Origin of the sequence: Mesorhizobium sp. M7A.F.Ca.US.007.01.2.1 (genome assembly GCF_003998165.1) — a bacterium.
Taxonomy (GTDB): Bacteria; Pseudomonadota; Alphaproteobacteria; order Rhizobiales; family Rhizobiaceae; genus Mesorhizobium; species Mesorhizobium ciceri.
In genome coordinates this window covers 1-21059 of record NZ_RZQP01000102.1, presented here as the reverse complement: position 1 = coordinate 21059, position 21059 = coordinate 1, and the positions used below count along the sequence as shown (strand labels likewise).

At 63.4% G+C, this 21059-nt stretch carries 24 protein-coding genes; 13 read left to right on the top strand and 11 right to left on the bottom strand.

Annotated features, from left to right (window positions below; all coding sequences use genetic code 11):
• Positions 1–204: 204 nt before the first annotated feature.
• The 6 genes from dnaG to EN949_RS19040 all read left to right on the top strand — a co-directional run bounded on the left by dnaG (position 205) and on the right by EN949_RS19040 (position 6826).
• Complete coding sequence (gene dnaG / locus EN949_RS19065) at positions 205–2142, top strand: DNA primase (protein WP_127371133.1); 1938 nt, start codon at positions 205–207, stop codon at positions 2140–2142.
• Between the two features lie 426 nt (positions 2143–2568).
• A complete protein-coding gene (gene rpoD, locus EN949_RS19060) occupies positions 2569–4590 on the top strand; it encodes an RNA polymerase sigma factor RpoD (RefSeq protein ID WP_013530149.1) in 2022 nt (673 codons plus the stop codon).
• A 181-nt stretch (positions 4591–4771) separates the two neighbouring features.
• A complete protein-coding gene (locus EN949_RS19055) occupies positions 4772–5065 on the top strand; it encodes a GYD domain-containing protein (protein WP_013530150.1) in 294 nt (97 codons plus the stop codon).
• Between the two features lie 131 nt (positions 5066–5196).
• Positions 5197–5565: a DCC1-like thiol-disulfide oxidoreductase family protein gene (locus EN949_RS19050; protein ID WP_127371366.1), complete on the top strand. Its 369-nt coding sequence runs from the start codon at positions 5197–5199 to the stop codon at positions 5563–5565.
• A 153-nt stretch (positions 5566–5718) separates the two neighbouring features.
• Positions 5719–6414: a PadR family transcriptional regulator gene (locus EN949_RS19045; RefSeq protein WP_013530152.1), complete on the top strand. Its 696-nt coding sequence runs from the start codon at positions 5719–5721 to the stop codon at positions 6412–6414.
• A 112-nt stretch (positions 6415–6526) separates the two neighbouring features.
• Positions 6527–6826 (top strand): HlyU family transcriptional regulator, encoded by a 300-nt coding sequence (locus EN949_RS19040; RefSeq protein WP_013530153.1) that lies wholly within the window; start codon positions 6527–6529, stop codon positions 6824–6826.
• Between the two features lie 97 nt (positions 6827–6923).
• Here the strand turns inward: EN949_RS19040 and EN949_RS19035 are convergent, their stop codons facing one another.
• The 6 genes from EN949_RS19035 to EN949_RS19010 form a co-directional block, all read right to left on the bottom strand.
• Positions 6924–7133 carry a hypothetical protein gene (locus EN949_RS19035; protein WP_013530154.1) on the bottom strand — a complete coding sequence of 70 codons (210 nt, stop codon included), beginning with the start codon at positions 7131–7133 and terminating at the stop codon, positions 6924–6926.
• 93 nt (positions 7134–7226) lie between these two features.
• Positions 7227–7862 (bottom strand): outer membrane lipoprotein carrier protein LolA, encoded by a 636-nt coding sequence (locus EN949_RS19030; RefSeq protein ID WP_127367104.1) that lies wholly within the window; start codon positions 7860–7862, stop codon positions 7227–7229.
• A 55-nt stretch (positions 7863–7917) separates the two neighbouring features.
• On the bottom strand, positions 7918–8181 hold the full coding sequence (locus EN949_RS19025; protein WP_013530156.1) for a YMGG-like glycine zipper-containing protein: 264 nt from the start codon (positions 8179–8181) through the stop codon (positions 7918–7920).
• Positions 8182–8299: 118 nt separating this feature from the next.
• Entirely contained in the window at positions 8300–8686 is a 387-nt protein-coding gene (locus EN949_RS19020; RefSeq protein WP_082826532.1) for a hypothetical protein, read from the bottom strand.
• A 299-nt stretch (positions 8687–8985) separates the two neighbouring features.
• Positions 8986–10188, bottom strand: coding sequence for an MFS transporter (locus EN949_RS19015; RefSeq protein ID WP_127367103.1), 1203 nt, complete (start codon positions 10186–10188; stop codon positions 8986–8988).
• A 126-nt stretch (positions 10189–10314) separates the two neighbouring features.
• The gene (locus tag EN949_RS19010) at positions 10315–10773 is read right to left on the bottom strand and encodes an Lrp/AsnC family transcriptional regulator (protein ID WP_063168771.1); all 459 of its coding nucleotides are present in this window, start codon (positions 10771–10773) and stop codon (positions 10315–10317) included.
• 170 nt (positions 10774–10943) lie between these two features.
• On the opposite strand from EN949_RS19010, the gene EN949_RS19005 reads away from it, so the two are divergent.
• Complete coding sequence (locus EN949_RS19005; RefSeq protein WP_013530159.1) at positions 10944–11678, top strand: AzlC family ABC transporter permease; 735 nt, start codon at positions 10944–10946, stop codon at positions 11676–11678.
• Complete coding sequence (locus tag EN949_RS19000; protein WP_127366864.1) at positions 11675–11974, top strand: AzlD family protein; 300 nt, start codon at positions 11675–11677, stop codon at positions 11972–11974. The genes EN949_RS19005 and EN949_RS19000 overlap by 4 nt, the downstream gene beginning before the upstream one ends.
• Before the next feature lie 54 nt (positions 11975–12028).
• Here the strand turns inward: EN949_RS19000 and EN949_RS18995 are convergent, their stop codons facing one another.
• Positions 12029–12664, bottom strand: a complete 636-nt coding sequence (locus tag EN949_RS18995) for an FMN-dependent NADH-azoreductase (protein ID WP_024505492.1) — start codon at positions 12662–12664, stop codon at positions 12029–12031.
• 113 nt (positions 12665–12777) lie between these two features.
• Between EN949_RS18995 and EN949_RS18990 the strand changes: the two genes are divergently transcribed.
• Positions 12778–13734 (top strand): LysR family transcriptional regulator, encoded by a 957-nt coding sequence (locus tag EN949_RS18990; RefSeq protein ID WP_024505493.1) that lies wholly within the window; start codon positions 12778–12780, stop codon positions 13732–13734.
• Here the strand turns inward: EN949_RS18990 and EN949_RS18985 are convergent.
• On the bottom strand, positions 13667–14293 hold the full coding sequence (locus EN949_RS18985; RefSeq protein ID WP_127366865.1) for a TetR/AcrR family transcriptional regulator: 627 nt from the start codon (positions 14291–14293) through the stop codon (positions 13667–13669). The genes EN949_RS18990 and EN949_RS18985 overlap by 68 nt on opposite strands.
• Positions 14294–14359: 66 nt before the next feature.
• Here EN949_RS18985 and EN949_RS18980 point away from each other — a divergent pair, with 66 nt between their 5' ends.
• Complete coding sequence (locus tag EN949_RS18980; protein ID WP_013530166.1) at positions 14360–14785, top strand: VOC family protein; 426 nt, start codon at positions 14360–14362, stop codon at positions 14783–14785.
• A 9-nt stretch (positions 14786–14794) separates the two neighbouring features.
• Here EN949_RS18980 and EN949_RS18975 read toward each other — a convergent pair whose 3' ends face one another.
• Positions 14795–15745, bottom strand: a complete 951-nt coding sequence (locus EN949_RS18975) for a trypsin-like peptidase domain-containing protein (RefSeq protein ID WP_127366866.1) — start codon at positions 15743–15745, stop codon at positions 14795–14797.
• A gap of 226 nt (positions 15746–15971) precedes the next feature.
• On the opposite strand from EN949_RS18975, the gene EN949_RS18970 reads away from it, so the two are divergent.
• The 3 genes from EN949_RS18970 (at position 15972) to EN949_RS18960 (ending at position 18456) form a co-directional block, all read left to right on the top strand.
• Positions 15972–16844, top strand: a complete 873-nt coding sequence (locus EN949_RS18970; protein WP_063168768.1) for a S1C family serine protease — start codon at positions 15972–15974, stop codon at positions 16842–16844.
• Between the two features lie 8 nt (positions 16845–16852).
• On the top strand, positions 16853–17479 hold the full coding sequence (locus EN949_RS18965) for a helix-turn-helix transcriptional regulator (RefSeq protein ID WP_063168767.1): 627 nt from the start codon (positions 16853–16855) through the stop codon (positions 17477–17479).
• Between the two features lie 110 nt (positions 17480–17589).
• Positions 17590–18456 (top strand): NAD(P)-dependent oxidoreductase, encoded by an 867-nt coding sequence (locus EN949_RS18960; RefSeq protein WP_013530170.1) that lies wholly within the window; start codon positions 17590–17592, stop codon positions 18454–18456.
• Positions 18457–18589: 133 nt separating this feature from the next.
• Here EN949_RS18960 and EN949_RS18955 read toward each other — a convergent pair whose 3' ends face one another.
• The gene (locus EN949_RS18955; RefSeq protein ID WP_013530171.1) at positions 18590–19105 is read right to left on the bottom strand and encodes a TIGR00645 family protein; all 516 of its coding nucleotides are present in this window, start codon (positions 19103–19105) and stop codon (positions 18590–18592) included.
• A 305-nt stretch (positions 19106–19410) separates the two neighbouring features.
• Positions 19411–21059 (bottom strand): OmpA family protein (locus EN949_RS18950; protein WP_245472456.1); only part of this gene is annotated, 1649 nt, incomplete at its 5' end.

Sequence of the window (21059 nt, the reverse complement as noted above, 5' to 3'; positions counted from 1 at the left end):
GGCAACGACTATGTGCTGGTCGGCATCCTCTCCGGCGTCATCTTCGGCGCGTTTGCCGCGCATTAATCGGCACCTTGCCGGACATTGAAAAGGGAGGCGGCCCGCAACGGCCGCCTCTTTTGCCTGTGGAAACTGGGTATGGCCCGCATTAAGGGTCGTCGGATTTCGCGGGCGTGATTATATAATCGGGAAACGAGTTCCCCGATGCGCTTTCCACCCGCCTTCCTCGACGAGATACGCGACCGCGTGCCGATTTCATCGGTGATCGGCCAGCGCGTCGCGTGGGACCGCAAGAAGACCAACGCGCCACGCGGCGACTATTGGGCGTGCTGCCCGTTTCATGGCGAGAAGAGCCCTTCCTTCCACTGCGAGGACAAGAAGGGCCGCTACCATTGTTTCGGCTGTTCGGTCTCGGGCGATCATTTCAAGTTCCTCACCGAACTGGACGGGATGAGCTTTCCCGAAGCTGTGGAAAAGATCGCCGACATGGCCGGGGTGCCGATGCCGGTTCGCGACGCGCAGGAGGAGCGGCGCGAAAAGGAACGCGCCAGCCTGACCGACGTCATGGAGATGGCGACCGCCTTCTTCCAGGAACGGCTGCAGGGACCGGAAGGCGCCAAGGCGCGTGCCTATCTGCGCGACCGCGGCCTGACGCCGGCGACGCAGCAATCGTTCCGGCTCGGTTTTGCGCCCGACAGCCGCAATGCGCTGAAGGAGCATCTCGCCGCCAGGGGCGTGCCGAAAGCCGATATCGAGGCCTGCGGACTGGTGCGCCACGGCGACGACATCCCGGTTTCCTATGACTGGTTCCGCGACCGCATCATGTTTCCGATCCCGGATTCCAGAGGGAAGATCATCGCCTTTGGCGGCCGCGCGCTGCAGCCCGATGCGCTGGCCAAATACATGAACTCGCCCGACACCGAGCTCTTCCACAAGGGCAACGTGCTTTATAATTTCGCCCGCGCCCGCAAGGCCTTGGCCAAGGGCGGCACGGTCATCGCCGTCGAAGGCTATATGGATGTCATCGCGCTGGCACAGGCCGGCTTCGAGAATGTCGTGGCGCCGCTCGGCACCGCGCTCACCGAGAACCAGCTCGAGCTGCTGTGGCGCATGGCGCCGGAGCCGATGTTGTGCTTCGACGGCGACAAGGCCGGGTTGAAGGCCGCGTGGCGGGCCGCCGACATGGCGCTGCCGTCTGTGCAGGCCGGGCGCTCGGCGCGCTTCGCGCTGCTGCCGGAAGGCAAGGATCCCGACGATCTGGTCAAGGCCGAAGGACCGGATGCGTTTCGTAGCGTGCTGGCCGAGGCGCGGCCGCTGGTCGACCTTTTATGGATGCGTGAGACGGCGGGCGGCGTCTTCGACACGCCGGAGCGGCGGGCAGAACTCGAGAAGACGCTGCGCGAACTGACCAGCCGCATCCGCGATGAAAGTCTCCGCTACCATTATCAACAAGAGATGCGCGAGCGCGTGTTGAGCTTCTTCGGCTCGCAGCGCAGTGGGCGTCAGGATGGCGGCCGGCCAGGTCAGCGCGGCCAGGGCAAGGCAGCCGCTCCCGGCGGGCAGTTCGCCAAGAGCGGTGGCGGCCGCATTGCGATCACCGAAAGTCTCGGCCAGTCGGCTTTGGTCAAACGCGGCGGCGAGGGGATGTCGGTGCGCGAGGCGACGATCATCGTCGCATTGGTCAACCATCCGGCACTGATCGACGAGAATTTCGCCCATATCGAGTTTCTCGATCTCGCCAACTCCGATCTGAGGCGGCTGCATGCGGCAATCCTCGATGCAATGGCGCATGACATGGCCAATGATCGCCAGGCGGTGATTGCGACGATCGAACGCGCCGGCTGCGCCGAGATCTGGGAGCGGGCCGTCGGGTTGATCCGGCGGATGCGGCAATGGCCGGCGCTAGAGACCGCCGCCCTTGAAGATGCCCGCGATGCTTTCAGCCAGGCGCTGCACTTGCAGCGCAGCGCGCGCACCTTACATAAGGAACTGAAACAGGCGGAAGCGGCGCTCGCCATCGATCCCACAGACGAAAACTACCGGCACCTGATCGAAATTCAGGCGCAATTCCAGGATGTGCAAGCCACGGAAGCACTGATCGAAGGGTTTGGCGTCTCCTCGGGCAGGGCAGGGCGAGCTTAGTTGGAAGCGAGTGAATTGAGAAAGCGTCGTTGCGCGTCGAAATGGCGCGTAACGGGCTAAGTCGGGTAATTGATTCGCTTTTTTCATGCGAATCATGCGAGAGGCGCTTGACCTTCTGGCAGATTGGCGGAATCAGGACGATTCGAAACGTTAACCCGAACCCGCGTCGACGGGAAATAAGCGATGTGAGGTACTGGTCACTGGACAGGCAGCCCGCCTGCCACAGATATCAGGGTTAATCTGGACTTAATGGATGTCGCCCAAAAAGGGGAAACCCGGTTTTGGGGCAACGACATACACCAAACGAAACGAGTTGATGCAGTTACTGGCCCGGTGAAGCGCGTTTCATAAGCGAGCGCATCCGATTTGACTGGTCCGACAGCTTACGCGGCTTTGAAGTTCGGCCGCTAGGAGAAGATAAAGACTATGGCGACAAAGGAAAAGGAAGAGGTCGAAACCGAACGCGAAGGCGCCACCGATGGCCCTCTGCTCGACCTTTCCGATGATGCTGTCAAGAAGATGATCAAGGCCGCCAAGAAGCGCGGCTATGTCACCATGGACGAGCTGAATTCGGTGCTGCCCTCAGAGGAAGTGACCTCCGAGCAGATCGAGGACACGATGGCGATGCTGTCCGACATGGGCATCAACGTGGTCGAGGACGACGAGCAGGGCGAGGAGCCCGAGGCCGCCGACACCGCGGCCGATGCCGAGGAAGACGCCAACGAGCTGGCTGAGCAGACCGGCACCGCGGTTGCCGCCACCACCACCAAGAAAGAACCGACCGATCGCACCGACGATCCGGTGCGCATGTATCTGCGCGAGATGGGCTCGGTGGAGCTTTTGTCGCGCGAGGGCGAAATTGCCATCGCCAAACGCATCGAGGCCGGCCGCGAGACGATGATCGCGGGTCTGTGCGAAAGCCCGCTGACCTTCCAGGCCATCATCATCTGGCGCGACGAACTCAACGAATCCAAGATCCTGCTGCGCGAGATCATCGATCTCGAAGCCACCTATGCCGGCCCCGAGGCCAAGCAGGCGCCGGTGGTCGAGCGCGTCGAGGAAGCCAAGGTCGAGGACAAGCCGCGCCGTTCGCGCGACGACGAAGACGACATCACCAATGTCGGCGCCGATACGCGTGGGCTGACGGATGACGACGACGAAGACGAGGACGAAGCGAGCCTGTCGCTGGCCGCGATGGAAGCGGAACTCCGCCCGCAGGTGATGGAGACGCTCGACGTTATCGCCGACACCTACAAAAAGCTGCGCAAGCTGCAGGACCAGCAGGTCGAGAACCGTCTGGCCGCGGCCGGCACGCTGTCGCCCAGCCAGGACCGCCGGCTGAAGGAACTGAAGGACCAACTGATCAAGGCGGTGAAGTCGCTGTCGCTCAACACGGCGCGCATCGAGGCGCTGGTCGAGCAGCTCTACGACATCAACAAGCGCCTGGTGCAGAACGAAGGCAAGCTGCTCAGGCTCGCCGAAAGCTACGGCGTACGCCGCGAGGAGTTCCTGAAGGAGTATCAGGGTTCCGAGCTCGACCCGAACTGGACGCGCTCGATCGGCAACCTGACCTCGCGCGGCTGGAAGGAATTCACCAAGAACGAGAAGGATGCGATCAAGGACCTGCGCGCCGAGATCCAGAACCTCGCCACCGAAACGGCGATCTCGATCCTGGAATTCCGCAAGATCGTCAACCAGGTGCAGAAGGGCGAGCGCGAAGCGGCGATCGCCAAGAAGGAAATGGTCGAGGCCAATCTGCGCCTCGTCATCTCCATCGCCAAGAAATACACCAATCGCGGCCTGCAGTTCCTCGACCTGATCCAGGAAGGCAATATCGGCCTGATGAAGGCGGTCGACAAATTCGAATACCGCCGTGGTTACAAGTTCTCGACCTACGCGACGTGGTGGATCCGGCAGGCGATCACGCGTTCGATCGCCGATCAGGCGCGCACCATCCGCATTCCGGTGCACATGATCGAAACGATCAACAAGATCGTGCGCACCTCGCGTCAGATGCTGCACGAGATCGGCCGCGAGCCGACGCCGGAAGAACTGGCCGAAAAGCTTGCCATGCCGCTCGAAAAGGTGCGCAAGGTCTTGAAGATCGCCAAGGAGCCGATCTCGCTCGAAACGCCGGTCGGCGACGAGGAGGATTCGCATCTGGGCGATTTCATCGAGGACAAGATGGCGATCCTGCCGATCGACGCGGCGATCCAGGCCAATTTGCGCGAGACCACCACGCGCGTGCTGGCCTCGCTGACGCCGCGCGAGGAGCGCGTGCTCAGAATGCGCTTCGGTATCGGCATGAACACCGACCACACGCTGGAAGAAGTCGGCCAGCAGTTCTCGGTTACCCGCGAGCGTATCCGCCAGATCGAAGCCAAGGCGCTGCGCAAGCTCAAGCACCCGAGCAGGTCGCGCAAGCTGCGCAGTTTCCTGGATAGCTGAGACTTACCGATGCAAAGAGTTCAAGGGCGCCGATGGCGCCCTTTTTTGTTTGTGGGGCGCACTCTTGCGGGCCAGGCCCTTCGGGAGGATAATTTCGCTGTCGGATGCATTTCTGGGCGATAACCCCGATGCCCGCCCCGGCGAAGCCGCCGTGCTCCGTGGCCCCGGAGGGAGGTGTGCCATGACAAGCTACATCGTGCTGATGAACTGGACGGAGCAGGGTGCCAGAAACGTGCGCGAGTCACCGAAGCGGCTCGACGCCGCCAGAAAGCAGCTGGGAGACATGGGCGGATCGTTCAAGGCGTTCTACCTGACCATGGGCGAATACGACATGGTGGCGGTGGTCGAAGCGCCCGACGACGCGGTGCTGGCGCGCTTCTCGCTGATGCTGGCGGCAGCCGGCAATGTCAGGACGCGGACGCTGAAGGCCTTTCCCGAATTAGCCTACCGCGAGATCGTCACCTCGCTCGGATAAAGCCCGTAGCGGAAGGGCCGGACCGGCTGGCCCGATACATTCTCCTTCGCGCGAGCGACCGAGCGACGTCTTGACGGCGCCCGATCGTTCGTGGTCCTTCAAGTTTGCGCTACCAACCAAATGCCGGAACTATGCTGACCGTCTGGTACAACACGCGCTGCCCGGTCTGCGATGCCGGGATCAGCAGGCAGAAGCGGCGGCTGATCGATGCGGTCAAGGCTGGGCGGATCGAGTTCCGAGACATCAATCTTGAACCGGCAGCGCTTGCCGGATATGGCGCGTCGCTTGAGGATATCCGCCGCCGGCTGCACGCCACCGATGCCAAGGGCCGACTGCTGGTCGGCGCCGATGTCGCCATCTCGGTATGGAAGGTCACGCCGGGCGAGGGCTGGCTGGCGACGCTGTTCGGCAATCGGGTTGCCTTGCCGCTGACACGCTTTGCCTACGATCGCTTCGCCGATCTTCTCTATGCCTGGAACCGGCACAAGGGGCGCTGGTAGCCGAATTTATCGGTGGCCGCCGTTCGCAACGAAGCGGCTGGAAAATCGAGCCCGCTGGCGCTGCATTCAGATACATCGTAAGATATATCTTGACTCCATCGATTGACTTGCCTAATTAAGATATATCGTAAGATACAACTCAAGGAGCAATCAATGCACAAACACAATCATTTCGGGCGCGGTCATTTCGGCGAGCGCATGTTCATGCACATGGCCGGCAAATTCGGTGGCAGAGGGGGCGGCGGCTTTGGCCCGTTCGGCCACGGTGGCCGTGGTGGCGGGCGCGGCGGTCCGGGCGACATGTTCCGCGCCGGACGCATGCTGGCCGACGGCGACCTCAAGCTGATCACGCTGTCGCTGCTGGCCGAAGCGCCGCGTCACGGCTACGACATCATCAAGGCCCTGGAAGAGCGCACCAGCGGCATCTACAGCCCGAGCCCGGGCGTGGTCTACCCGACGCTGACCTTCCTGGAAGAGGCCGGCTATGCCGCCTCCGCCGCCGACGGCAACAAGAAGGTGTTTTCGATCACCGAGGCGGGCCAGGCGCATCTCGCCGACAACCGCGAGATGATCGACGGCGTGCTCGACCATCTCGAGCGCTTCGGCCGCAAAATGGCCAAGGCGCGCGACTGGTTCGGCTGGAACGACGAGAGCGAAGAGGGCGGGCGTCGTGGCGGCCGCGGTGGCCGCGGGGATCGTTCGGAAGCGCGCGACGAATTCCGCGCGGTCCGTCACCGGCTGCGCGCGGCTCTGGGCGACTTCGTCGACGCTCCGGCCGACAAGCAGGCCGAGGCGATCGCCATCCTCGAAGCCGCCGCCGAGGCGCTGGAAGCGCTGTCGCACAAGTAAGCTCGTCCAGCCGACCGGACGCAGCCCTTGCCCGCTGGCCCAAGGACCGATAGTGAAATTCATCCCGCGTCACTCTACATGGTGCGGGATGAATGCTGTTGGAGGAAGTCCGATGTCTTTTCTGAAGCGTCTTTTCGGCGGTGGCGGCGGCGGAACCCAGACGGCTGAGCCGACGAGTGCAGCGCCAGCCAAGCAGGTCGAGCACAAGGGCTTTCTGATCAGCGCCACGCCCTACAAGGCCGATGGCCAGTACCAGACCTGCGGCGTCGTCTCCAAGGAGATCGACGGCGTGGTAAAGGAACACAAATTCATCCGCGCCGACCGCTTTGCCGGGCTCGATGACGCCGTCGACATCTCGATCAAGAAGGGCATCCAGTTGGTCGACGAGCAGGGCGATCGGATTTTTGGGTAAGGGCCGGACCATCGCCACACCGAGCGCCCCTTAGCCGCCCGGGCCTTGCGCCACGATAGACCTATCGCTCAGGGGTTGACGTGCGACCGCCAGCGGGTCAATTCGTCCTGGCGGGATCGATCGTCATCAGGCGTGCCCTTGCCTCGATCAGGTGCCTTTGCGCGGCCCTTATCCGGCTGCACAATGCCAGATTGAGGGCGACGCCACCTTCCTCGTCCAGCAAGTCGTTCGCGCACTTCAAAGAGTGCTCAGCTCTCCTTATACGCAGTCTGGCTTTGGCCGCTTCCATGCTGTGAATTTCAATCATTGCGCCGCGTCCTTTGCGGTTCCGGTCCCTTCATGGACTAAACCGCTGGTGATCGCATTGGTTCCGGCCCAGGGAATATGCCCGCGGCTTCGGCTATTTCGTAGTGGTGTTGAATTCACGGTTTGCCGTGTAATCGATCACGAAGGTGCCCTCGGGAGCGCGAACGCCCTGCTTCACATTTGATATAGTCACCGTTGTGGTAAGTCCCTTCTCGTCGGTGAGGCTCCATCTGCGCAGATCGAGAGATTTACTGTCGAACACCATGGAGATGCTCGAATTGCCGAAGGTCGATCTGTCGGACAGCTTGACGGTAATTTGGGCGCCATCGTCCCTGACGCTTTTCACGCGATTGCCGGAGAAGTCGACCTTATTGTCGAGCAGCAGCTTAAGCGGCGTCTTCGAGAGAGCATAAAGCCGCGATGTCTTCAGCTTTCTGTTATAAACCACCAGGGATTTGCCATCTGCAATCACGCTGATCCCTGATTGGCCTGCATAGTTGAATCGGATCTTGCCGGGGCGTTGTAGAAAAAACCTGCCACGGGTCCTCTCCGCATTTGGACCCGACTGGACGAAGTCCCCGGACATGGACTTTACCGATGAGAGGTGATCGGCAATCGTCTTGGCATCAACAGGCGCGGCGGAGATCGCGGCGGTGGATGCCGCATACATCGCGGCAGCGCTGGCAACGGCGAACCAGCAACCCAGCAGTTCTTTGATCCGATAGCCCATCGCTTATCCACCTCCGGAGCAGGCGCGTGATCGAAAGAGATCACGCGCCTCCAGGTCAGTAACCCTCCGGGCATCGTGCAACGTAAACCCGGCCATACTGATCGCGATATCTGCACTGGCCGGCTTCGCTGGCGTGCCCGATGACGGCCCCGGCTATCGCGCCAACCGCACCGCCAACAACCGCGCCTTGCACAGGATCGCCGGCCACCGCGGCGCCTACCGCTGCGCCACCCAAGCCGCCGACGGCAGCGCCTTGTTCGGTACGGGAGCACGCCGAGAGCGGAATGAGCAGGCTCAAAATGAGCAGCGTCTTTTTCATTGGTTCTCTCCTGGGCTACTATTAGCCAAAGCTTAAATGCTCAAGAAAGCTTTTCGATCCATCGTGGGTTGCCTGTCCTGCAAGCGCCGGGCCGTGGCGGACCCGTGTGCCCTCCGGCTCAAACGCCTGCAATCGCCAAAAGCCAGGCCAGGATATCGAGCAGCAGAAACAGCAGCGCAATCTGCAGCGCCACCCGCAGCCGCTGGATAATTCGCCAGTTGCCGGCCATGTCCGCCTTGATGCGAAGCGCAAGCGCGCGGCGCATGGCCGACATCGTCGTCGGCCTGTCGCCGTCGACATATTGATCAAGCAACTCTTCGGGATCGAAGCGGAATGTGTATTGGTGGTAGGGCCAAAGCATGAAGACGATCAGCCCGCCAATGCCGAACAGCAGGGCCACCGCAATCCAGTCCCAAGGCCCGAGCCCGTTGGAAAGGGCCGCACCGCCAAGCAACGAGTTTGCGAAGGCGGTGGCGAAGACAAGGCTGCCGGCGCGGCTGCTCATGTTCTCCACAAGTGTTTGCTGTTGCGTGAGACCTCTCACTGCTTCCTGATAAATGAATGCAAGACGCGGATCGTCGTCGGCAACAGCGCTTGCGGCAATTCTGTTGCTTTCGCTTCCACTCGGATGTTCGACCATCAGGGTGTCCTCTCTGGCGTGGACTGGATGCGCGAGCTCAGTCGAGATCGCTTGCCTGCAAACGTTGGCCGTAAGCTGCCTCGCGCAAGGGGGAATCCGCAGTGAACCGAACGGGCCAGGCTGATTGCGCGCCTGGCCAGCAAGGTTTGGGAAATCGACCCGGACTACGCCGGCTGGAACTCCCTGCGCGGCAGTGGCGGAAACGCGATGGCGATGCCGACCGCGCCGAGCCCGATAAGAGCCGAGCCGATGAACAGCCAGGAATAGTTGGCGTAGGCGTCGAACACCATGCCGCCGGCAAGCGGGCCCAGCGCCATGCCGAGGCTGGACAGCATGGTGGCGGCGCCGAACACGGTGCCGAGGATGCGCTGGCCGAAATATTCGCGCGCCAGCACCGCATAGAGCGGCATGACGCCGCCATAGGTGGCACCGAAGATAACGGCCAGCATGTAGAACTGCTCAAGCCGGCTGATCGAGAGATAGGCGGCAATGACGATCGCCTGGATCGCCAGGCCCGCGATCAGCACCGGCTTGACGCCCAGCCGGTCGGCCAGCACGCCGTAGAAGAGCCGGCCGCCGAGGCCTGCCAGGCCTTCGACACTGTAGATCGAGACCGCTGCCATGGGGGCGACGCCACACAGCATGGCATAGCTGACCATATGGAAGATCGGGCCGGAATGCGCCGCACAGCAGGCAAAGAAGGTCAGCCCCAGCACGATGAACTGCGGTGAGCGCAGCGCCTTGCCGACCGTCAGGCCGGCGCCTTCGGCAACCGGCGCGGAGCCGGTATCGGCCATGACGGGCTTCGGTGGTTGGCGCACCAGCAGCACCGCCGGCAACAGCAATACCCAGGCGGTAATGCCGATGTCGAACATGGCGGTGCGCCAGTCATAGGCGGAGATCAGCCAGCGGGCGAAGGGCGAAATCGTCATCGGCGCCACGCCCATGCCGGCCGAGACCAGCGAGACGGCGAGGCTACGGTTGGTGTCGAACCAGCCTGTGGTCAGCGCGATCATCGGCGCGAAAAAGGCGCTTGCCGCGAGGCCGACCAGCACGCCATAGGTAATCTGGAAGCTCAGCAGCGAACCGGCCCGGCTGGCCAGCACCAGCGCCAGCCCGAGCAGAACCGCGCCGGTCATCACGACGATGCGGGCGCCAAAACGGTCCGATATCGCGCCCCAGGCGAAGCCGCCGAGGCCCATCACCAGGAAGTTGAGCGTCATGGCGCTCGAAATGCCGGCGCGCGACCAGTTGGTGTCGATCGCCATCGGCTCGAGAAAGATCGCCAGCGAAAACATCGTCCCGATGGCGACACAGGACATCAGCGCGCCAGCCGCGACGATGACCCAACGATAGGAAAAGCTCATTCAAATCTCCCATGCCAGAGGGCAGCGCTCAGCGCTGCTTGCATCCGAAGGACGCCGGCAGCGAGGCTGATCCTACAATCCGGTTGCATTTTTTATCCAGTCTGGCCCGACGCCGTTTTCAGCAGATCAGACCGGCAGTTCCGACGTGTATTTGATCGTCTGGCTTGGGACGTCGGTCTTGACGTTCTGCACGCCCTTGATGCGGCTCAGATGCTCCGACTGGAAGCGGCGGTAGTCGTCGATGCCGGCCGCCACTACGCGCACCATGGCGTCGCAATCGCCGAGCATCAGATAGCACTCCATCACCTGCGGCAGCTTGGCGACTTCGGTGGCGAAATGCTCGATCGTGTCCTCGTCCTGCGTCTTCAGCCAGATGCGGGTGAAGAAGGTCAGACCCTTGCCGATGCTGGCCGGGTTGAGCACGGCGACGTAGCGGTCGATGACACCGGCTTCCTCCAGCAGCTTCACGCGACGCAGGCAAGGCGATGGCGACAGCCCGACCTCATTGGCCAGATCATTGTTGGCCATGCGGCCGTCGCGCTGCAGCGCCCGCAGAATCCGCTTGTCGATCTCATCCAGCTTCATGGCTACAGATTCCATCTATTCGAAAATTTGTAACATAAAATGCCAGAATTGGGCGAAATACAACAATCTCCGCAACCAAATTGCGGACCGATTTCGGTATGTTTGCTGCCGACATCAGTTGATTTCAAACGCAGGGAAGCGGCGGCCGCGAGGTCAGCCGATGAAGACACATGAGCATTTCACAGGCAGTCGAGACGGTGGCAGATGGTTCGAAATCCGAATTCCGCCGTGGCGTGGCGTCCTGCGCGCCGGTGCTGTTCGGCACCATCCCCTATGCGCTGGTGCTTGGCGCCCAGGCGACGCAGAAAGGCTTGAGCACGGTCGAACTGTCTGCCATGACAGGGCTGAATTTCGCCGGCGGTTCGGAATTCGCGGCGATCCAGTTGTGGACGTCGCCGCCGCACATCGTGCTCATCGTCGCCATCACCTTCCTGGTCAACAGCCGTCACCTGCTGATGGGTGCGGCACTGGCGCCGTTCCTGCGCGACCTGCCACGGCGCAAGGTGTTTCCGGCACTTTTCCTTATGTGCGATGAAAGCTGGGCGCTGGGCTTGGCCGATGCCAAACTGCGTGCTGCAGCCGGCATCACGCCGGCCTTCAGCCCGCGCTACTATATGGGCGCGGCGCTGGCGATGTATCTCACCTGGGTGGCCTTCACCACGCTGGGTGCCTTGCTCGGTCCGATGCTTGGCCATGTCGAGACCTATGGTTTTGACATGGCGTTCCCGGCTGTCTTCCTGGTGCTGATGCGCGGCATGTGGACGGGTATGGCGGCGGCGCGGCCCTGGCTGGTCAGCCTGGTCGTTGCAGCACTGGTCTATCTCTTCGTTCCCGGTGCCTGGTATGTCGCCGCCGGCGCCATGTCGGGTCTGGTCGCGGCCTGGCTGATGGCGGGTGATGCATGATTGATGCCGTGACCCTTCTCACCATCGTGCTGATGGCCGGCGTCACTTACCTGACGCGGATCGGCGGCTATGTCGTCCTGCGCAACCGCACGCTGGGCGCCCGTGCCACGGCTGTGATGGAAGCTGCGCCCGGCTGCGTGCTGATCTCTGTCATCGCACCGGCCTTCGTATCGAAGTCCCCGGCGGATCTTCTGGCGCTGGCTGTTACTCTGGCAGCCGCCACGCGGTTTTCCATGCTGCCGACCGTGCTGATCGGGGTCAGCGCCGCTGGTCTGCTGAGGCACCTCATCGGCTAGAACGCAAAAGGCAGGCGCGCACGCCTGCCTTTCGATGCGACAAATTTCGGCTGTTTACGCGGCAGCCGCGACGTCCCGGCTGGCGGCCACGACGGCGTCGACCTTGGCGGTCGCCTTGGCGAGCGCTGCTGTCACCGCGTCAGGGCCCATGCCGACACCTTCGATGCGGATGACATCGACATCGGTCATGCCGAGGAAGCCGAGCACGCCACGCAGGTAGGGAATGGCGTGATCGAACTGCACGGCCGCACCTTCCGAATAGATGCCGCCGGAAGCCAGCACGATATAGACCTTCTTGCCGGTGACCAGACCCTTGGGGCCGTTCTCGCCATAGGCAAAGCTCTTGCCGGAGCGGGAGATGTGGTCGACCCATGACTTCAGGGTCGAGGAGATGTTGAAGTTGATGAAGCCGGTGGCCAGGATCACCGTGTCGGCGGCGAACAGCTCGTCGAGCACGACATCGGAGACGCCGACGACTTCAGCCTGGCGCGGGGTGCGCGCTTCGGCCGGGGTATAGATGCCCGTCGCATAGTCGGCATCGATGTGCGGCAACGGATTGGCGACGAGGTCGCGCACGACGAGCGTGTTCGACGGATCGGCGGCGACGAGCTTTTCGGCGAATTCGGTGGCGATGCGGGTCGAATGCGAGGCAGCGCCGCGCGGGCTCGAAGTGACAAGAAGAATGGACATTTTGGGCTCTCTCCAGCGGTTGGAATGATTTGTCCCGCCAGATATGGGGCTTTCGATCCATTCAATAAACTGGTATATTTTCTATACGATCCATCCATAAGTTGGATATAACGATGCAGCCCAACCCGACGCTCGATCAACTTCAGATCTTTGTGACAGTCGCCGAAGCCGGCAGCTTCTCGGCCGCCGGCCGCAAGCTCAACCGGGCACAGTCCGTCATCAGCTACGGCATCGCCAATCTCGAGGCGCAGCTTGGGCTGAAACTGTTCGAGCGCGAGGGCACGCGCGAGCCGCAATTGACGGAGATCGGCCGGGCAATGCTGGAGGACGCACGGCGCATGATCGGCGTGCTGCAGCGCATCCGCTCGCGCGTCGACGGCCACCACCAGGGGCTCGAGGCCGAGGTCGCGCTGTCGGTCGACGCGACGCTGCCGTCACCGGTGCTGGTTCGGGTGCTGAAGGCATTCGAGGCGCAGTTTCCGACCGTGATGCTGCGGCTGCACATCGGCACGCTCGGCCTGATCCCCGACCATGTCGTCAGCGGTCAGGCCGACCTTGGCATTGGCGGCCTGCTGGGCGATGTCGACGTGAACCTTGTGCGCATCGGCTTCATGTCGATCGTGCTGGCCGCCGCGCCCACCCACCCGCTGGCCTTGCTGCCGAAACCGGTGGCGATCGAGGATGCGCGCGAACACACCCAACTTGTCGTCACCGACCAGTCGGAGCGCACCAAGGGGCGCGACTTCGGCGTCTATGCCTACCGTACCTGGCGGCTGACGGATGTGCGCACCAAGCATATGCTGATGCGCGAGGGGCTGGGCTGGGGCGGGCTGCCGCGCTGGCTGATATCAGACGACCTGGCGAGCGGCCGGCTGGTCGAGATCGACCTCGAATCCTTCAGGGAGGTGAGCTCGCCGCTGTTTGCCATGCATCGCAGCGATCGCAGCCCGAAGCCGGCGGCGGCCTGGCTGATCGACCAGTTCAAGCGCCAGCTCGGCTGCTTCAACGAGTTCGAACCGGGCGAGGTGCCGGATGAGGAGCACGAGACAGCCCATCGATCAGCGCCATGAGCACGGCGCGGTAATCTTGCGCTGAGGCGCCGGCCTCGATGGCCAGGGCGGCACGGTCGAAGGCGGAGCCGAGCAGTGCTGTCAGCGCGTCGGCCGGCAATCTCGTCATCGTCTGCGCCCGCATCGCCGCGACCAGCCCTTCGCGCAGAGAGCGGTTGCCGTGGCGATTGTCGATCGCGTCCATGGCGGCGCGGCCAAGCACGGCCGGGCCGTCGAGCAGCAGCAGCCGCGTGCGTCCGGGCGCGCGCATGGCGGCGAGATAGGCGTCGGAGCCGGCAATCAGCGCGTCATGGGCAAACAGCGATGGCGGCGAGGCGCGCTCGATCTCCTCGGCGACCGCTGCCGCCTCCTGCTCGACCACGGCAGCAAACAGTGCCTGCTTGTCGGCAAAATGATGGTAGAGCGCGCCGCGCGTCACGCCGGCGGCGGCGACGATCTCCGGCGTGCCGGTCTCGGAATAGGATTTCTCCGTGAACAGCTTTCGCGCCGCGGCAATCAGGTGGGCGCGCGTGGCTTCGGTGCGGTCGCGGTTGGAACGACGCGCGAAATCGTGTTGCATACATGCAGCCTGTATGTTAATTCGGTTTACATGCAGACTGTATGTTAATTGACGGGAGAAGGAAAGATGAAGACCACGAGCTATTACCCGGTGCTGATGACCGGCGACGTCGCCGGCACGGCGGCCTTTTATGTGAAGCATTTCCGCTTCCAGCCCCTGTTCGAAAGCGACTGGTATGTGCATCTGCAATCGGGGGAGGACAGAAGAGTCAATCTCGGCATCGTCCAGGGCGACCATGAGACCATCCCGGAAGAGGGGCGGGGCCGCGCTTCGGGCCTGCTGATCAATTTCGAGGTTCGCGACCCGGACGCTGTCTATGAGCGCGTCGTCGCCGCCGGCCTGCCGATCCTGCGCTCGCTGCGCGACGAGCCCTTCGGCCAGCGCCATTTCATCACCAAGGACCCCAATGGCGTGCTGATCGACGTCATCAAGCCGATCCCGCCGAGCGAGGCGTTTCTGGCGCAGTATGCGGAAGGGGTGGCGGGAGCCTGAGCGCCCGCCTCAACTGGCCCTTGCCACCGGCGTCACCGTCACCTGGCTGACACCGGTGCGGCGCACGACGGTGCACAGCGTCTCGCGGCCGATGCGTTCGGCGTCGAGCATGCGCACCAGGTCGTCGACGCCGGTGACAGGACGGCCGTCGATGGCGGCGATGATGTCGCCTTCTTTCAGGCCGGCCTTGGCCGCCGGGCCGTCCTTCTCGACGCTGCGCAGGCGAACCGCCGTGCTGGTCGAGACTTGCGACAACAGGGCGGCGCGGCGCGGCAAACTGGCAGTGTCGGCCGAGACGCCGATGAAGGCGCGGCAGACACGGCCGAAGCGGATGATCTCCGAAATGACGAAATTGGCGGTGTTGGAGGCGACAGCGAAGGCGATGCCCTGCGCGCCATGGATCATGGCGGTGTTGACGCCGATCACCTCGCCGGCCGACGAAACCAGCGGCCCGCCGGAATTGCCGGGGTTGAGCGCTGCGTCGGTCTGGATGACGTCGTCGATCAGCCGGCCGGTCGAGGCGCGCATGGAGCGGCCGAGCGCCGAGACGACGCCGGAGGTGACGGTCCATTCAAAGCCGAGCGGATTGCCGATGGCGATGGCGATCTGGCCGCGCCGCAGCCGCTTGGAATCGGCGAGCGGTGCGACATCGGCAAAGCTGCCGTCGGCGCGCACCAGCGCGATGTCGGTGTCGGGATCGCGGCCGAGCACGCGGCCTTCGCGGGAGGCGCCGTCCGGCATCGAGACGCGCACTGTCCTGGCATCGCCGACGACGTGGAAATTGGTGACGACCAGTCCGTCCGGCGCGATGACGAAGCCGGAGCCGTGGCCGCCCTGGCCGCCGACGCGTTCGATGCGGCAGACGGCCGGGCCGATGCGGTCGACGGCGTCCGCAACGGTCGTCGAATATGCGTCGAGCAATGTATCGTCAGGTTCGAATTTGGCTGCGGCGAGGGCCATGGAAGGGCTCCGTATTTTCGGGCGAAAGGATGATTTTTTTCCTGTGCGTGTCGTTGTGCCAAAACTGCTGAGCACTTTTGGGCGACACGCACTATATGTGCGGAGCGGCTGGAACCGCCGCGACCTGACCAGATGGCCAGTCAAATCGGCAACTAGCCTTCAGGCGAGTACCTCTGAACGCGCTGTCGAGCGATATCTGGGGCATGGATGAACCCAGGAGACCAATATGAGCGATTTCAATCTGAGTGCGTTTTCGCAAGCCATCGCCGATCTCGCCGCCCAGGCGGCAGCGGCAACGGCTGGCTTCGCCACGCATCATCACCGCACGGCAAGCGCCTTCCACTGGCGTGACGGTTATTTCGTCACCGCCGAGGAGGCTGTCGAGGCCGGCGAGGAGATCGAACTGACGCTGGCCTCGGGTGAGGCGGTGAAGGCAGAACTGGTCGGCCGCGATCCGTCGACTGGCGTTGCCCTGCTGAAGCCGGCTACGGCCATCAACGCCGTGCCGTTGGCCAGGGCTGACGCGGTGCGGCCAGGCAACATTGCCATCGCCATCGGCAATAGCAACGGGTCGGCTCTGGCCGTTTCGGGCTCGGTAGGCGAAGTCGGTCCGGCCTGGCGCTCGATGCGCGGCGGCACCATCGACCGGCGCATCAATCTGGCCGTCGGTGCCGGCGGCCGTTTCGAGGGCGGCCCGGTTCTCGACGCCAAGGGTGCGCTGATCGGCATGCTGCTGTTCGGGCCGCGCCACCGGGCGCTGGTCATGCCTTACGAGACGATCGAGCGGGCGGTTGCGACGCTGCGCGAAAAGGGCCATGTCGCGCGCGGTTATCTCGGCGCCGGCCTGCATCCGGTACGCGACCGCGACGCGCATGGCGCGATGGTGATGAGCCTCGATGACGATGGTCCCGCCAAGGCCGCCGGTCTCTCTCTCGGCGATATCATCGTGGCGTGGAACGGTGAGGCGGTGCATGGCCCGCGCGACCTGATCCGCAGGCTCGGACCAGACAGTGCGGGCGCTTCGGTGACGCTCGGCGTGGTGCGCGGCGGCGAACAGCGCGATGTCGGGCTGACCATCGGCGAAAAGCCGCTTTCCTGAGAGGAGTGATGGACACGCTCACCAGCGACCGGATCATGCATGACGGTGCCGTCTCGCGGCGGCTGGTGGTGCTGATTGCGCTTGGCGATGCGTCGCGCGCCGAGCGCTTGGCGGCCTCGCTGGCCGCGAGCGATGACCTGCTGCCGGTGGTGGCCGGCAGGGCTGACGTCGCCATCGTTGACGACAGCAGCGGCGGTGCCGTGCCGGCCGCCATTCCCCGGGTTCTGCTATCGGGACGCGCTGGCGAACGGCCCGCGGGCGAGGTGTTGGCCGTCCTCCAAACGGGCGCGGACGATTTGTTGATCGCTGCGGCGGCGCGGCTGGCGGCGGCCGGCTATCGGGTATCGGGCGAGCGCAGAACCGGACGCCATGAGGATTTCCATACTGGCGATGGCGAGCCGTTCGAAGATGAAGCCTCCGACGAGCATGCCGTCCGTCCTTCGCTGTCGCCGCGCGAGGCGGAAGTGCTGGCGCTGCTGGCCGAGGGCGCACCCAACAAGGTGATCGCGCGGCGGCTGAACATTTCCGTGCACACCGCGAAGTTCCATGTCGCCGCAATCCTGATCAAGCTCGGTGCCGCCAACCGCACCGACGCGATTGCCACTGCGATGCGGCAGGGGCTGGTGCTGGTATAGTCATAAACCCTACGCTGCGTAACGCGGTGTCCGGCGTGTCGGGTCTTGCGCTGTGGTCGCCCGCCGCGCAAAGCTTGGCGTCTGACGTGTTGCAAGGGAGGCGCAAGGAAATGTCGCTCAAGGGAAAGACGCTGTTCATCTCCGGCGGATCGCGCGGCATCGGGCTGGCGATCGCGCTGCGCGCGGCGCGCGACGGCGCCAATGTGACGATCGCGGCCAAAACCGCCGAACCGCATCCGAAGCTGCCCGGCACAATCTATAGCGCGGCAGAAGAGATCGAGCAGGCCGGCGGCAAGGCGCTGCCCGTGCTGTGCGACATCCGTGAAGAGGCACAGGTGGCCGAGGCGGTCGCCAGGACCGTGGAAAAGTTCGGCGGCATCGATATCTGCGTCAACAATGCCAGCGCCATCCAGCTCACCGGCACGCTGGAAACCGACATGAAGCGCTACGACCTGATGCATCAGATCAACACGCGCGGCACCTTCCTGGTGTCCAAAATGTGCATTCCGCACCTGAAGTTGGCCAGCAATCCTCACATCCTGAATCTGGCACCGCCGCTCGACATGAAGGCCAAGTGGTTCAAGAATCATGTCGCCTACACGATGGCCAAGTTCGGCATGTCGATGTGCACGCTGGGCATGAGCGCCGAGTTCGCCAAGGACGGCATCGCCGTCAATTCACTGTGGCCGATTTCGACCATCGACACGGCAGCCGTGCGCAATCTGCTGGGCGGCGCGACGGTGGCGGCAATGAGCCGTTTGCCCGACATCATGGCCGATGCTGCGCATGCCATCTTCATGCGGCCGGCGCGCGAAGCGACCGGCAATTTCTACATCGACGAAGAGGTGCTGCGCGCCGAGGGCGTCAGCGATTTCTCGATCTATGCGCCTGATGCGACCGGGCCGCTGGCCGGCGACTTTTTTGTTCCCGACGAGGTGTTTGCCCGCACGGACAGCAAGATCAGGAATATTTACTAGAGCTCTTCGTTTTGACGCGACGGGCGTCGAGCCAAGCCCTTCGCCACCAGCAGAGTCATGGGAAAGCCCTGCTCGAACAAGGCGGTAGGGCATCGTTCCTGCGGGATTGATTCAACTTCCGGCAGGCGCAGGCTCACGCCTCGTCCTTCTTGCCTTTGCTCAGGCCCATCAGCCGGTCGATATAGGCGAGCATGAGCGCCGAGACGACGAAGGCGAGATGGATGATGGTCAGCCACATCAACTGGTCGGTCGTGTAGGACGATGAGTTCAAGAACACCTGCAAGAGGTGGATCGACGAGATGGCGACGATGGTCGAGGCAACCTTGACCTTCAGCGAACCGACATCGATGGTGCCCAGCCAGTGCACACCGCCGTCCTGGTCGTCGAAGCGGCTGACGAAATTCTCGTAGCCCGAGATGATGACCATCACCACCAGCGAGGCAACCAGCGCGGCATCGATCAAGCCGAGCATCTTCAGGATGGTGTCGGTGTCACCGAGCGTGAACGCCAGGCTAATGAACTCATAGAGCTTCTTGCCGAAGGACAGCGCATAGACGGCCAATGCCAGGGCCAGGCCTATATAGAAAACGACGAGCAGCCAGCGTGAAGCGAGAATGATCGATTCGATGGCGAGTTCGAGACGCTTCATGGGATGATTCCGGCTGGTTATCTCTCAGACAATGGCCGTATTCGACGAGGCCGCCACCGTTTGCAAGACAAAAAACCCCGCCGAACAAAGTCCGGCGGGGCTCAATGCGTCCCGCTGGAGTCGGGACGGGGCAGGGAACGCCCAGCACCGAATCTGGGGTGGCTGCGCTCGCGATTCAATGAGCCGTGTCTAACGCCCGTACAATTCTTGTTGAACCCCGCACATCCATTCACCCCCGGCTGTGCCGGGGGTGGATGCTTCTCTTGCCGATTCCACAAACCGGGTCATGATTTTGAAATCATGACCTAATTGTTGCTGGCGACCGGTGCCACCAGCGAGGTGATGCGGCGGATGGCGACGCGGCGGTTCTCGCGGTTGGGCGCCGCCGTGTTGACCTTCAGATACTCCTCGCCATAGCCCTGTGTCGTCAGGTTTTCCGGCGGGATGCCGAAGGCATTGGTCAGAGCCTCCGCCACCGCTTCCGCGCGGCGATCGGAAAGAGCGAGGTTAGCCTCCGGTCTGCCGACCGCGTCGGTGTGACCTTCGATCAGGAAGGTCTCGGCCGGGTTCTTCTTCAACAGCTTCTCCATGGCGGTCGCTACGCCCTCGAGCTTCTGCACCTCGGTGTCGGAGATGGAGGCCGAACCGAATTCGAAGTTGAGCGTGTCGAGATCGACGCGACGTGCGATGTCGCGCACGCGGGCCGAACGCTTGACCTCGTCGATCGAATAGAGGCGCTGGACCTTCTCGACCGGGGGCTGTTCGAGGAACTCGTAGTAGTCATCGGGGCTCTCGACGTCCTCGGAATCGAGGATGTATTCCCGGCGCGGGATGGTCAGCCGCATCGGCGGCAGGTCGTCGCCGGGATCACGCCAGTCGCTGTCATCTTGATAGTGCCGCTCGTCGACATAGCTCAGCACATATTCGCGTCCATCCGGCGCGATGCGCGAACGCTGGATAACGTCGCCATAGCGGTTGCGGATGGTGACGATCCGGACACCGTTGTCACGCTCGACGATTTCCCGGGTGCGATCGCCCGACAGATCCTCATAGTAGACTTCTTTGGCACCGCGGGTGACGCGCGGGGCGTCATTGCTCTGGACAAATGTCTGGTTGTTGAACTGCAGGATGACGCGATCGCCGAGTTTCCTGACGACGTCGACGCCTTTCGGACGCCGACGATCGCGGGCGATCTCATCGGGCGCACGCTCTACGCGCGTACCCTTCTCCTCGGTCACCGGGACGATCTTCTCGGGCTTGATCTCCTGCTGTGCGGCCCTGTCGTCGGTGGGCGGCGGACCCTGGTCGATGGGAGCAGCCACCGGCTTGCGGCCCTGATCGCCACCTTGCTGGGCATTTTGTCCGCCATTCTGCTGCTCGCCATCCTGCTGAGCATTCTTGTCGCCACGTTTGCGGCCGCCGCCCCTGCGCTCGGCGTCCTTCTGGCTGTCCAGGATGGGAGCGGCGTTTGGATCGGTCGGTGCTTCGCCCTGCACCGGGTTTTCGCCCTGTGCCGGTGCTGCCGTCTGACCATTGGCCGGTTGTTCGCCGGTGGCGGGTTGTTCGGCCGTCGCCGGCTGCTCGCCAACAGGTTTCCTGCCGTGCTTCTTCGTCGTGTCCTGGGGCTGCTCGCCTTGGGCCGCCGGCTGCTCGCCGGCAGGGGCCGTCGCCTCTCCAGCGGGAGCTTCCTTCGGCGCCGGGGCGACTTCAGGTTGGGCTTGCTGATCCTGCTTGTTCTTCTTGCGCGGCTGGGCCTGCTCGCCGGGCTGATTGTCGTTGGCCGGCGCGACCTGTTCGGCCGGCGTCTGCTCAGTCTGCTGCTGCTGATCACGCTTCTTTCTGCGCGGCTGCTGTTCCCCTGCGGGTGCTGCCTGTTCGGCCGGCGCCTGATCGGTCTGCTGCTGCTGGTCACGCTTCTTTCTGCGCGGCTGCTGTTCCTCTGCGGGTGCTGCCT

Coding starts and splice junctions, on each gene's coding strand:
- dnaG (WP_127371133.1), top strand. CDS start 205: ATGCGCTTTCCACCCGCCTTCCTCGACGAGATACGCGACCGCGTGCCG.
- EN949_RS18980 (WP_013530166.1), top strand. CDS start 14,360: ATGAAGACCACGAGCTATTACCCGGTGCTGATGACCGGCGACGTCGCC.
- EN949_RS19040 (WP_013530153.1), top strand. CDS start 6,527: ATGTCTTTTCTGAAGCGTCTTTTCGGCGGTGGCGGCGGCGGAACCCAG.
- EN949_RS19015 (WP_127367103.1), bottom strand. CDS start 10,188: ATGAGCTTTTCCTATCGTTGGGTCATCGTCGCGGCTGGCGCGCTGATG.
- EN949_RS19005 (WP_013530159.1), top strand. CDS start 10,944: ATGAGCATTTCACAGGCAGTCGAGACGGTGGCAGATGGTTCGAAATCC.
- EN949_RS19025 (WP_013530156.1), bottom strand. CDS start 8,181: ATGAAAAAGACGCTGCTCATTTTGAGCCTGCTCATTCCGCTCTCGGCG.
- EN949_RS19035 (WP_013530154.1), bottom strand. CDS start 7,133: ATGATTGAAATTCACAGCATGGAAGCGGCCAAAGCCAGACTGCGTATA.
- EN949_RS18975 (WP_127366866.1), bottom strand. CDS start 15,745: ATGGCCCTCGCCGCAGCCAAATTCGAACCTGACGATACATTGCTCGAC.
- rpoD (WP_013530149.1), top strand. CDS start 2,569: ATGGCGACAAAGGAAAAGGAAGAGGTCGAAACCGAACGCGAAGGCGCC.
- EN949_RS19030 (WP_127367104.1), bottom strand. CDS start 7,862: ATGGGCTATCGGATCAAAGAACTGCTGGGTTGCTGGTTCGCCGTTGCC.
- EN949_RS18995 (WP_024505492.1), bottom strand. CDS start 12,664: ATGTCCATTCTTCTTGTCACTTCGAGCCCGCGCGGCGCTGCCTCGCAT.
- EN949_RS19050 (WP_127371366.1), top strand. CDS start 5,197: ATGCTGACCGTCTGGTACAACACGCGCTGCCCGGTCTGCGATGCCGGG.
- EN949_RS18990 (WP_024505493.1), top strand. CDS start 12,778: ATGCAGCCCAACCCGACGCTCGATCAACTTCAGATCTTTGTGACAGTC.
- EN949_RS19045 (WP_013530152.1), top strand. CDS start 5,719: ATGCACAAACACAATCATTTCGGGCGCGGTCATTTCGGCGAGCGCATG.
- EN949_RS19055 (WP_013530150.1), top strand. CDS start 4,772: ATGACAAGCTACATCGTGCTGATGAACTGGACGGAGCAGGGTGCCAGA.
- EN949_RS18970 (WP_063168768.1), top strand. CDS start 15,972: ATGAGCGATTTCAATCTGAGTGCGTTTTCGCAAGCCATCGCCGATCTC.
- EN949_RS18965 (WP_063168767.1), top strand. CDS start 16,853: ATGGACACGCTCACCAGCGACCGGATCATGCATGACGGTGCCGTCTCG.
- EN949_RS19000 (WP_127366864.1), top strand. CDS start 11,675: ATGATTGATGCCGTGACCCTTCTCACCATCGTGCTGATGGCCGGCGTC.
- EN949_RS18960 (WP_013530170.1), top strand. CDS start 17,590: ATGTCGCTCAAGGGAAAGACGCTGTTCATCTCCGGCGGATCGCGCGGC.
- EN949_RS18985 (WP_127366865.1), bottom strand. CDS start 14,293: ATGCAACACGATTTCGCGCGTCGTTCCAACCGCGACCGCACCGAAGCC.
- EN949_RS18955 (WP_013530171.1), bottom strand. CDS start 19,105: ATGAAGCGTCTCGAACTCGCCATCGAATCGATCATTCTCGCTTCACGC.
- EN949_RS19020 (WP_082826532.1), bottom strand. CDS start 8,686: ATGAGCAGCCGCGCCGGCAGCCTTGTCTTCGCCACCGCCTTCGCAAAC.
- EN949_RS19010 (WP_063168771.1), bottom strand. CDS start 10,773: ATGAAGCTGGATGAGATCGACAAGCGGATTCTGCGGGCGCTGCAGCGC.